The following is a 4,179-nucleotide window of genomic DNA, read 5'->3' on the forward strand; positions in this document are numbered from 1 at the left end:
GTCAAGCAGAGAGCGAGGCGATCACTTGGTCCGTCAGGGCTTCATCAAGTGGGCCATTCAAGACCGGATTGGCCAACACATAGATCGCTTCCAGTATGTCTTCATGTCGATCTGGCTGGTAGTCGATATCTTCCCTGCATTCGATCAGGTCCGCCCACGCCTCCACGTCCGCAGCAGTGAGTTCTCCTGACTGGAACCGTCGGAGCACGCTCAAAATATGGTCAGTGGTCAGGACAACCATCGGCGTCTCGGACCAACCCAAGTCACTCATCGTTGCAGCCAGAACATCAATCGGCTTTCCGCACGTGACAAGATCGCTGAGCACCGAAACGCGACTGACAGCAAGGCTCATCAGAACTTTCCGGTTTCCCGGAACAGCTCGAAAGTCGCGCGGATGTGGTCGGCAACCGCCTTCACCGGCGCGCTGGCGTCGGGCGCCACCACCATGGCGAGATTGTAGGTGCCAATGTCGGGCATGCCGTCCTTCGGCCCGAGCTCGACCATCTCGTTGCCGAGGAAGGATTTGGGCAGCGGCGCGACCGCGAGATCGGCCATGATCGCGGCGCGCTGGCCGGCCGTGTGCGCGCTCATATAAGCGACGCGATAGTTGCGGCCCTCGCGTCCCAGCGCCTCGAGCGCCCCTGCCCGCCAGATGCAGCCCTCTTCCCACAGCGACACCGGCAGCGGTTCGCGCAGATGCGCGCAGCCGCCCTTGGCGCCGGCCCAAACGATCGGTTCGGTCAACAGCACCTCGGCACCCAGCGCGCTGGTCTTGTAGGAATTGGTCAGCAGCGTGATGTCGAGCGCCCGGTCGTCCATGCGCCGGCGCAGATTGATGCTCTGGTCGATGGTGACATCGACCGCGATCGAGGGATGCGACTGCGCGAAACGCTTCAAGACATGTGGCAGCACGCGCTCGCCATAGTCGTCCGGCGAGCCCAGCCGCACCACGCCGACAATGTCGGGAATGATGAACTTCGACACCACCTCGCGGTTGATCGACAACAGCCGGCGGGCATAGCCGAGCAGCATCTCGCCGTCCGTCGTCAGCGTCACCGAGCGCGCGTCGCGCGCGAAGACGGAGCGGCCGAGAATGTCCTCCAGCTTCTTGATCTGCATGGAGACGGCCGAAGGCGTGCGGAAGACGGCCGTAGCGGCGGTGGTGAAGCTGCCGGTCTCGGCGATCGCAACGAAGGTGCGCAGGACATCGAGATCGAGCAGCGGCAGCGGGTGATTGAGTGGGGCGTTCATCGGGATCAGCCTTCAATTTTTCTGATGTGAACGATCATTCCATTTCGTTTGATTGAACTCCAGTTTGGGAGGATAGTCAACTCCATCGAAGCAGGCTGTTGCCAAAAGCAGCCGTGAAACGACCGCGGCACAGACCTGCAAGACATGAAATGAAGCTGAAACAGACCTGACGCAACGCTTCCGCCGGCCAACTCCCGGCGCAACGCAAAGGAGAATGAAATGTCTATCCTGTCGTCCCTCGGTCGGTTTGCGACCGAATTCAGCGCGGCCCGCGCTCGCTATCAGACCGAACGCGCCATCCACGCGCTGCCGATTGAACTGCAGAAGGATATCGGCTGGCCGGAAGCCGCCGATGCCAAGACCGGCGCTCGTCTCGGTGTCGGATCCTGGGCCGGAGCGAAGTAAATCGTGTGTATCAAATCCTGAAGGCCTGCCCGGCGGACCCAGCCCGGCAGGCCTCTCTATTTTGCCCAACCGTCTGTTTTGTTTGCATTCAAATGATTTTTCAAAGCCATGCTACAGCTGCATGACGCATATGAGCCAATCGCATAACGCCGCATTTTTCGATTTAACGCCTTGTAAACAATCGTAAATCCTGGGCGCATTGCCCAAAATTGTCGCAATCGGTGTCGCTTTTCATAACAAGCGCTTCGTTTTTGCGATTTAGTTTTCGTTCGCACAAGCCTATATCAACGCCAGCAAACGAGCTGCCCCACTCCATCACGCGAAGGCGACCCGTCTGAGCAACCGAATGGAGATGATTATGAAGCTTTTTGCCCGCCTCTTCGCCCGCCGCGAAACCAACCTGACGACCGCGCTCGAGCGCCAGCGCCTTTCGAAGACCATGCCTGGCCAGACCGGCGCCTTGGCCGCCGCGCGCCTCGGTTTCGTCGCTTGATATTGAGACTTACGCGCGGCGCCTCCCCGCCGACGCTGTGAAGTTAACCTCCCCGCCGCTTCGGCAAGACCGAAGCGGCGTTTCTTTTGCCCAGGGGCGGGTCTGCCCGCTCCGGTAGCACATCGGGCTCCATTCCCCAGGCAATTGCCCATTTGCGACCCATGTCGCAAATTTAATTGTCCCAAACCTCTCTACGCGATTGACAGGAATGGTTTTTCCTGATGTCGCTATGCTATTCGCGACATCCTGTTCGCGTCATGGCCGCGTGAGGTTTCCCGTGAATGCCGTAAAGCACCCGATCAAGAGATCGTTTGTGTTCTTCCTCGTTCCTGACTTCACCATGATCGCCTTCGCAACGGCGCTCGACCCGCTGCGGTCGGCCAACCGGATGCTCGGCTACGAGGCCTACAGCTGGCGCCTGGCCAGCATCGACGGCAAGCCGGTGCGCGCCTCGAACGGCGTCGAATGCGCCGTCAACACCTCGCTCGAGGAGGAGCGCAAGAAGATGGCCGGTCCGGACCGGCCCAACATGGCCATCGTTTGCAGCGGCGTCAATGTCGAGCGCTACCAGAACAAGTCGGCCTTCGCCTGGCTGCGCGAGGAATACAACCGCGGCGTCGCCGTCGGCGGACTGTGCACCGGCGCGCATATCCTTGCCGCCGCCGGCCTGTTGTCCAACAAGCGCTGCGCCATCCATTGGGAGAACCTGCCCGGCTTCTCGGAGGCCTTCCCGAAGGCCAATGTCTTTGCCGACCTGTTCGAGATCGACCAGAATATCTACACCTGCGCCGGCGGCACCGCGGCGCTCGACATGATGCTGAAGCTGATCGGCGACGATTTCGACGAAAGCCTCGTCAACCGGGTCTGCGAGCAGGTGCTGACCGACCGCGTGCGCAGCCCGACCGACCGCCAGCGCTTGCCGCTGCGGGCGCGCCTCGGCGTGCAGAACTCCAAGGTGCTGACCATCATCGAACTAATGGAGGCGAACCTCTCCGAGCCGCTGTCGCTGATCGAGATCGCCGACCATGTCGATCTGTCGCGCCGGCAGATCGAGCGCCTGTTCCGCACCGAGATGGGCCGTTCACCCGCCCGATACTATCTGGAGATTCGGCTCGACCGCGCCCGCCATCTCTTGATCCAGTCATCGATGCCGGTGGTCGAGGTGGCGGTCGCCTGCGGCTTCGTCTCCGCCTCGCATTTCTCCAAGTGCTACCGTGAGCTCTATGCCCGCTCGCCGCAGCAGGAACGCGTCGACCGCAAGCAGCTTCTGGCGGCCTAAGGCGAAGCGGTTACTCCACGAAGGCAAAGTCCTGCTCGCTCGTATGCAGCATGCATGCCAAGCTGCGCAATGCCTCCTCGAGCCGCTCGATCGGCGGCGCGGCAAGCGCCAGCCGCACGGCATTCGGCGCGTGTCCGGGGCCCATTGCGAAGGCGCTTGACGGCGTGATCGCGATGCCGCGACGCGCGGCGACGGCGACGCCCGCGGAACAGCAGACCGGCCAGAACGAGCACATGGAAGCGGCAGCACCGACGACCGGCGCCAAGACCCGGTCGACATCTGGAATTTAGGTTTGAACCGGCGGGCAGCCAGGCTCAGGTCACGGCCGCCTCAGTACCTTTCGCCGCAATAGCATTCGGCCGATGAGATGCGATCGTTCCAGCCGGTATTGCTGAAATCGCGGACCCTTCGATTGAGCTCGATCGACCGGCCTCGCATCCGCGTATCCGAATAGGCGACGAGGGTGCAGCCGCGGCGCACGATCACCGAAGAGACGCGGTCGTTCCAGAACTGGCCGCCACGGAAGCTCACCGAATCGTCCGCCCCCAATTCCAGCGCGCGGCCGCGAAAATACGAGTCCTCGAACATGATGCAGCCCGCCTCGCCGTAAAACTGTGCACTGGCGCTGCCGGCGCAAAATATCGATGCGGCCGCCATCAGGATTGCAACAGATTTCATGGGACGTCTCCTCGTTTGCGCATGGACGCCGTATGATCGGCACGGCGGGACAGTCTTTGTCTCGCCGGCACCG

The 4,179-nt window shown here is 61.8% G+C and carries 6 protein-coding genes and 1 pseudogene; 3 read left to right on the top strand and 4 right to left on the bottom strand.

Annotated elements, in window-relative coordinates:
• Window position 1 precedes the first annotated feature (1 nt).
• Window positions 2-352 carry a hypothetical protein gene (locus EOA33_RS26260; protein ID WP_126054089.1) on the bottom strand — a complete coding sequence of 117 codons (351 nt, stop codon included), beginning with the start codon at window positions 350-352 and terminating at the stop codon, window positions 2-4.
• The gene (locus EOA33_RS26265) at window positions 352-1,251 is read right to left on the bottom strand and encodes a LysR substrate-binding domain-containing protein (RefSeq protein ID WP_126054088.1); all 900 of its coding nucleotides are present in this window, start codon (window positions 1,249-1,251) and stop codon (window positions 352-354) included. The genes EOA33_RS26260 and EOA33_RS26265 overlap by 1 nt, the downstream gene beginning before the upstream one ends.
• Before the next feature lie 219 nt (window positions 1,252-1,470).
• On the opposite strand from EOA33_RS26265, the gene EOA33_RS26270 reads away from it, so the two are divergent.
• The 3 genes from EOA33_RS26270 (at window position 1,471) to EOA33_RS26280 (ending at window position 3,428) form a co-directional block, all read left to right on the top strand.
• Window positions 1,471-1,656 (top strand): hypothetical protein, encoded by a 186-nt coding sequence (locus tag EOA33_RS26270; protein WP_126054087.1) that lies wholly within the window; start codon window positions 1,471-1,473, stop codon window positions 1,654-1,656.
• 358 nt (window positions 1,657-2,014) lie between these two features.
• Window positions 2,015-2,149 (top strand): hypothetical protein, encoded by a 135-nt coding sequence (locus EOA33_RS41375; protein WP_126054086.1) that lies wholly within the window; start codon window positions 2,015-2,017, stop codon window positions 2,147-2,149.
• 340 nt (window positions 2,150-2,489) lie between these two features.
• A complete protein-coding gene (locus EOA33_RS26280) occupies window positions 2,490-3,428 on the top strand; it encodes a GlxA family transcriptional regulator (RefSeq protein WP_348627266.1) in 939 nt (312 codons plus the stop codon).
• A 10-nt stretch (window positions 3,429-3,438) separates the two neighbouring features.
• Here the strand turns inward: EOA33_RS26280 and EOA33_RS26285 are convergent.
• Together EOA33_RS26285 and EOA33_RS26290 are read right to left on the bottom strand one after the other, a co-directional pair.
• Window positions 3,439-3,627, bottom strand: a pseudogene (locus tag EOA33_RS26285) (PLP-dependent aminotransferase family protein); the annotation flags it as partial.
• Window positions 3,628-3,758: 131 nt separating this feature from the next.
• Window positions 3,759-4,179: peptidase inhibitor family I36 protein (locus EOA33_RS26290; RefSeq protein WP_245482440.1), on the bottom strand; the 421-nt coding region annotated here is incomplete at its 5' end.

Source organism: Mesorhizobium sp. M4A.F.Ca.ET.050.02.1.1 (genome assembly GCF_003997725.1).
Classification (GTDB): domain Bacteria; phylum Pseudomonadota; class Alphaproteobacteria; order Rhizobiales; family Rhizobiaceae; genus Mesorhizobium.